This window comes from Streptomyces lycii (assembly GCF_009735685.1).
Taxonomy (GTDB): Bacteria; Actinomycetota; Actinomycetes; order Streptomycetales; family Streptomycetaceae; genus Streptomyces; species Streptomyces lycii.
The window spans coordinates 22436-28435 of record NZ_WHPN01000245.1; the positions used below are offsets into that span (position 1 = coordinate 22436).

At 74.8% G+C, this 6000-nt stretch carries 5 protein-coding genes and 1 pseudogene; 4 read left to right on the plus strand and 2 right to left on the minus strand.

From position 1 onward, the window contains the following. Window positions 1-12 precede the first annotated feature (12 nt). Window positions 13-345: an SCO4225 family membrane protein gene (locus GCU69_RS10245; RefSeq protein WP_098753700.1), complete on the plus strand. Its 333-nt coding sequence runs from the start codon at window positions 13-15 to the stop codon at window positions 343-345. A 403-nt stretch (window positions 346-748) separates the two neighbouring features. Here GCU69_RS10245 and GCU69_RS10250 read toward each other — a convergent pair whose 3' ends face one another. Then, window positions 749-1420 carry a lytic polysaccharide monooxygenase auxiliary activity family 9 protein gene (locus GCU69_RS10250; protein ID WP_218037910.1) on the minus strand — a complete coding sequence of 224 codons (672 nt, stop codon included), beginning with the start codon at window positions 1418-1420 and terminating at the stop codon, window positions 749-751. 442 nt (window positions 1421-1862) lie between these two features. Here GCU69_RS10250 and GCU69_RS33555 point away from each other — a divergent pair, with 442 nt between their 5' ends. From GCU69_RS33555 to GCU69_RS34335, 3 genes are all read left to right on the plus strand, one after another. Continuing rightward, complete coding sequence (locus tag GCU69_RS33555) at window positions 1863-2717, plus strand: hypothetical protein (protein WP_235978381.1); 855 nt, start codon at window positions 1863-1865, stop codon at window positions 2715-2717. Window positions 2718-3100: 383 nt separating this feature from the next. Beyond that, window positions 3101-3511, plus strand: coding sequence for a hypothetical protein (locus GCU69_RS10260; RefSeq protein WP_098753698.1), 411 nt, complete (start codon window positions 3101-3103; stop codon window positions 3509-3511). Between the two features lie 219 nt (window positions 3512-3730). Then, the gene (locus tag GCU69_RS34335; RefSeq protein WP_098753696.1) at window positions 3731-4474 is read left to right on the plus strand and encodes an SCO6745 family protein; all 744 of its coding nucleotides are present in this window, start codon (window positions 3731-3733) and stop codon (window positions 4472-4474) included. A 684-nt stretch (window positions 4475-5158) separates the two neighbouring features. Here the strand turns inward: GCU69_RS34335 and GCU69_RS10270 are convergent. Then, window positions 5159-5830, minus strand: a pseudogene (locus GCU69_RS10270) (ABC transporter ATP-binding protein); the annotation flags it as partial. Window positions 5831-6000: the final 170 nt, after the last annotated feature.

Genomic DNA, 6000 nt, shown 5'->3' on the forward strand with positions numbered 1-6000 from the left:
GAGGGGAACACCATGAACGACAACAGCCGCGCAGCCCGCGTCTTCCGGACCGTCGTCGGCAACCGGGCCTCGGGCGTCTATCTGGCCGTGTGCTTCGCGCTGCTCGCGTGGGTGGCCGTCGACGCCGCCCTCGTCCAGCACCAGGACGCCTCGTTCGCGGGCGTGTGGCCGCTGTTCCTCACGGCGCCGACCAGCCTGCTCGGCCTTCTGCTGCTGCCCGAGACGGGGACGGGCGGCTATTTCGCCGTGGTCGTGGTGTCCGCGCTGGTGAACTCGACGGTGCTCGGGCTGTTCGTCCGCTCGGCCGGCCGCCGCCCGGCGCGGCCCCCGCGGACGGCGCACTGAACCGGTCCGCCCGGCCGTGACGCGACAGACCGGCCGACCGGCCGATCTGCCGACCTGCCGACCTGCTGACCTGCTGACCTTCCGACCTGCTGACCTTCCGACCTGCCACCCGGCCGGCAGACCGACAGGCCCGCTGACCGGCTGGCCAACAGGCCGGCTGACCGGCTGACCGGCTGACCGGCTGACCGGCTGACCACCGCGAACGACACGGACGGAACGGACGGAACGGGTGAGGGTGCCGGCGGCGGTCCGCGAACGGCACGCAGGAAAGGACACAGCGGCAGCGGTCGCGGACGGCGCGGACGAAAGGACACGGCGGCAGCGGGCCGCGAACGCACACAGAGGGAGGCGCCATCGCCCGTGGGGGGAGCGGTGGCGCCTCCGGTCGTGCCCTCGTCCGGCCTCAGCCCGTGAAGTTCACATCACTGCACAGGTAGTACGGCTGGTCGAGGTGAGCGGCCTGCCAGATCGTGTAGACGATGTGGCGTCCGGTACGCCCTTCGGCGCTCGCGTCGATCGAGACGGTGACGCCGCCGAGCTCCGGGTCGTCCTCGGGGGTCCCCTCACCGGGCGCGTACGCGCCGGTCTCACGGACCAGTTCGAGGTCGTCCCAGCCGAGTTCCTCGGTGGTGGGGTCGAAGCCCTGCTTGGTGACGTAGACGAGGAAGTAGTCCGCGCCGTGCTGGGCCGCGTCGTGCACCTTCACCGTGAAGTCGTTGGCGATGTCCTTCGCCACCCAGTCGCCGACGGTGTCCATCGCGGCGTAGCGGCCGTTCTGGGTGAGGCCGGCGCTGCACAGCTGGCCGTCGGGGACGGCCGCCCGGTGGTTGCCGCCGACGTTCTCGCGGTAGAGCCCGTTCCAGTTCCACATGGCGTTGGGATCGGCCTGCCATGCCTGCCAGCACATGGGGTCCTCCTGCTCCATGGCCGGGTTCTGGTGGTCGTCACCCCAGCGCTCCAGGCATCCGTAGTTCCGGGAGGCCGGGTCGATGGCCGACCCGTGGGCGGAGGACTCTCCGGCGAACGGCATCGTGATCAGCAGGACCGCCGCGGACAGGGCGATCAGCACACGCATGAGAAAACCGCCGTGCGCATGACAAGGGGCTCGCATCCAACTCTCCTGGGGGGTGGGGCCGTGGGAGCGCTCCCACTGTAGGAGCGCCCCACCCGGAACGCCATACCCCTCAGCCACTTGTTACATCCGGAGCACCACCCCGCCGGAAGACCCGCCGGCCGCTCCCCGGCGCCCCGCAGCCCCGGCCCCCGCACCCGCGAACCGTCGCGGCCCCGCCCGCCGCCGCTCCCCCACCCCTCCCGGTCCACCGCCCCGGCAACGCGCGCCTCCGGGTCGCCTCGCGCACGGAAAAGCGTTTTGAACGACCGTCATCGATCCGGCAAAACGTTCATGCGACATACCACTCACTTGGCGCATCGACACGCATGCGGAGGGTTACCGGACCGGGGTCCGGCCCGTTGTCGCGGGCATGGAGCCGCGGCAGTGGTGGGATCGGAATACGGTGTTGGCAGAAGCTTTCTGTCTGAGCGACGAGCAGGTGCGTTCCGCGCAGACGGCCCTTGACGAGGCACAGGCACACAGGTCACGCCTGCTGGCGGCGTTCGCCGTCACGGTGGGCAGCGACGGTGCGGTGGCCGGCGTCCTGGGTCTGCACGAACGCGAGGTACGGGTCGCCCGGCGGACCGTGGGGAAGGAGGACGCCCGCGGCGTGGCCGACGAACTGCTGGCCTCGAACCTGTCGACGTCCTCCGACGAGCAGCAGGATCCGGTGGCCGCGGAGACTCCGGCGGCCGTCCCCGGGATGGCCGCCCCCGCGGCGGAGGCCCCGGTGGCGCCCGATCCGCACCACGAGCAGCAGGCGCTCTACCAGCAGCACCAGCAGGCCCAGCAGCAGGTGCACCACCAGCAGGCGCAACAGGCACAGCAAGCCCAGCAGGTCCAGCAGCAGCTCCAGCACCAGCAGGCGCAGCAGCACACGGCCCGGGAGCCGCGCTGGACCGGCGCGATGGACGCCCTGCTGGTCGGCAGCTGGCAGACCGGCGTGGACCTCCAGGTGCTCGCCGCCGAGTTCGGCCTCGACCTCGCCCGGCTCGTGGCGCGTGCGCAGCAACTGTCGGCCGAGGGACGGCTGTCCCCGCCGTGGGCGGCGGCGGGCCCGTCCGGTGAGACCCGCTCCGGGCGGCACCGCCGCAACACCGACGGCACCACCGACTACGGCTACGACTTCTACGACTCCTACGGCTCGTCCCCGTACACCGGGAGCTGGGAAGTGCCGTCCACCGTCCCCGACGACATGCTGACCGCCATGCCGCACCAGCCGGGCTGGCCGCAGTACACGCACAGCGGCGTCTCCTGAGCCCGCGCGCACCGGCGCCGGAGCACCGGTCCGGCCGGCCGGACCTCCGGCCTTCCCGGATCTCCGGTCCCCCGGATCTGCGGTCCCCCGGGACCTCCCGGACTCCCGGCCCTCAGGACGCTTCCGGAGTCCGGCCGACCGGTCGTCGAGGCCGTCGAGGCCGTCGAGGCCGACCAACGGTTGGGGCCGACCGGCCGTCGGGCCCTCAGGGCCTTCGGGCCGTCCGCCCGGAAAGGACGGGCAGCGCCCGGAGCGTCAGCGCCCTGCCTCGCCCCCGCTCCCGCCCCCGCCCCGCTGTTCGAGCCGGCCTGATCGAGTTGACGCGGCGGGCCGCCGGGTGTGCCCTGGAAGTGCGGGGACACCCGGCAGAGAGGAGCCCCGCCATGCAGACGCACGCGATCCGGCACCGGATCCCCGCACGGCACGCCCGGCCCGCCGGGAGGGGACTGCGGCGCTCGCATGTCGGCCGCCCCACCCTGATCAGCGTCGTCTACGGCTGTTACGCGGCCTTTCTCTCCCACGACTCCGGCGGCTCCGGCACCAGGGCACTGGTGACGGGTGTGGTCGCCGGGGCGGCGCTGCTGGTGCTCTGGCTGGCGGTGGCCCGGCTGCTGCCCGCGGGGGTGCTGCGGGAGGTCCGGTCGGCGGTCTGCGGGGCACTGGCGGGGAGCGCCTTCGGGGTGCTGGCCGACCTCAGCGGTGCCACCCTCGGGAAATCGGTGGTGCTCGGGCTGGTGGTGGCCGCGGCGGTGGCCGTCGCCACCAACTACCGGCTGTACGGCAGAGTCCCGTGACCCCGGCGGGGCGCGCGGTCCCGGCGGTCGGCGGCGCGGCGTCGCCGAACCGGCGGCCCGGCGACGTGACGGCACGGCCACCGGCACCGGGGCCGGGGCCGGGGCCGGGGCCGGGGCCGTAACGGCTTTCCGGCCGTGAGGGCCCGGCGGCCGTGACCGTCTCGGGCGAAGTGCGGTGAACAAGTCCCCCGGGCCGTCCACCCGTTGTACGTTCCGAAGATGACATTCGCGGCAGACACGTTCAGCGCCGTCGTCCGCCTCGGCGGCCGCTTCATGACGTCACCCGAGCTGAACGCCCGGGGCGCCGCCCTCGGTCTCGCGGAACGCCTGCTGTACTTCCGCGGCCGCGCCGACGTGCTCGGCGCTCCGTCGCCGCTCCTGGCCACCGAGGTGCTGGGAATCTTCCCGTCCTGGGTCGTGACGTACGCGTACGAGCAGAGCGCCGAACTCACCCCCGCCGAGACCGTGTCGGCCTACTCGGCGGGCTGCTGGGACTGGGCGCGCAACCATCTGACCGGCACGCCCGAGTCCGTACGGGCCGCCCAGCTCGCCCACCGCGTGGTGGACGGCGCCGACGCCTCCGCCCTGCCGCTCTTCGCGGGCTGGCGGGCGGCCGAGCGGCCCGCGCCCACGGACGGCCCGGCCTCGCTGGGGCACGCGCTGATGCTGCTGCGCGAACTCCGCGGCGGGCTGCACTTCGCCGCCCTGCGCGCCTGCGGCCTCGGCGTAACGGAGGCGGTCGTGGCCGACCCGGGCGGCGGCCGGGCGCGGCTGCTCCGCACGGCCTGGCCCGAGGACGCGGCGGACGCCCTGGTCGAGCGGGCCGGGAAGATCCCGGACCTGGCGGAACGGTGGCAGCGCGCCGAGCGGCTGACGGAGGAGTCCTTCGAGCTGGCGGTGGAGTCGGCGCTGCCGCCCGCCGAACGCTCCGAGTTGTGCGAACGGCTGGTCGCGCTCGGCTGACACCGGGCCGGCGGGCGACACGGCCGACGTCACTCGGCACCGGACCCCGCCCCGGACCGGGACCGGGACCGGGACCGGGACCGGGACCGGGACCGGGACCGGGACCGGGACCGGGACCCCAAACCGGACCCGGATCCCGACCCGGACTTCGATCCGGACCCCAAACCGGACCCCGACCCGGCATCGAACCTCAACCCGACCCCGGGCCCCGACCCGAACCCGGACTTCGATCGGGGCCCGGACCCCAATCCGGGCCCCGACCCGTCCCCGGGCCCCAGCCCGGGCCGTGGCCACGCGACAGCCAGGGCGCCCGCGGCGGCCCGGGGCACGCGACAGCCAGGGGCACGCGCTGCAGCCGGGGACACGGCACGGCCGTCCTTCACGCCCGCGCCGGATGAACGGGGAGAGCCCCCGCGGCCCCTCGGAGCGGCCCCCGGACGACGACGGCGGCTGCCACGCCCGGGGCGGACGCGGGCGCGCGCCTCAGGGGCCGGCCGGCGCCCCCTCCGTAACGGCCGGTTCCGCCGTGCCGCCTGCCGTGCCACCCGCGGCCGCCCCACCCGCCGTGCTTCCGGCCCCGCCGCCTTCCCCCGAAGAGGCGGCCGGACCGGAGGCCGGACCGGAGGCCGGAGGACCGCCGGAGCCGCCGGCCGCGCCCGCCCCGCCGGTGCCCGGCCCGGGACGGCGATCGGTGATCGTCAGCCGCCCCCGGTCGATGGTGGCCAGCCGGGGCGCGCGCCGGGCGACGGCGCTGTCGTGCGTCACCATGACGAAGGTCAGGCCGCGCTCGGCCCACAGCCCCTCCAGCAGCGTCACGATGTCGTCCCGTGTCGATTCGTCGAGATTCCCGGTCGGCTCGTCGGCGAGCAGCACCCGGGGCTCCTTCACCAGGGCCCGGGCGATCGCCACCCGCTGCTGCTGGCCGCCGGACATCTCGCCGGGCAGATGCCCGAGCCGCTCCTCCAGCCCCACCGACCGCAGCGCCTCGGCCGCGCGCTCGCGCCGCACACGGGCCTTGACGCCGAGCGGGACGAGGGCGGTCTCCACGTTCTCCTGCGCGGTGAGCGTGGGGATGAGGTTGAAGGTCTGGAAGACGAAGCCGATCTTCTCGGCTCGTACGGCGGTCAGCCCGGACTCGCCCAGCTTCGCCAGGTCGGTGCCGTCCAGCTCGACACTGCCGCCGGTCGGGCGGTCGAGTCCGCCCAGCATCTGGAGCAGCGTGGTCTTGCCGCCGCCGGTCGGCCCCTGGACGACGAGCCGGTCGCCGTCCGGGATGGTCAGGTCGACGCCGGCGAGGGCGTCGACGGTCTCCTTGCCGCGGGTGTAGCGCTTGGTGACACCGCTGAGTTGGTACATGTCGACTCCTGGTCGGTGGGGGCCGGCCGCACGGAAGGGAAGCGGCGGCCGGCCCGGTTCGGGGTGGCCGGCGGTTCAGGCGACGCGGCGCAGGGCGTCGGCGGGACGCAGCCGGGAGGCCCGCCAGCCGCCGAAGGCCCCGGCGACGAGCCCGCCGGTCACGGCGAGTC

Excerpts from the sequence above, each read along its gene's own strand:
- GCU69_RS10245 (WP_098753700.1), top strand. The coding sequence starts at position 13 with ATGAACGACAACAGCCGCGCAGCCCGCGTCTTCCGGACCGTCGTCGGC.
- GCU69_RS10250 (WP_218037910.1), bottom strand. The coding sequence starts at position 1,420 with ATGCGTGTGCTGATCGCCCTGTCCGCGGCGGTCCTGCTGATCACGATG.
- GCU69_RS10260 (WP_098753698.1), top strand. The coding sequence starts at position 3,101 with ATGCAGACGCACGCGATCCGGCACCGGATCCCCGCACGGCACGCCCGG.
- GCU69_RS34335 (WP_098753696.1), top strand. The coding sequence starts at position 3,731 with ATGACATTCGCGGCAGACACGTTCAGCGCCGTCGTCCGCCTCGGCGGC.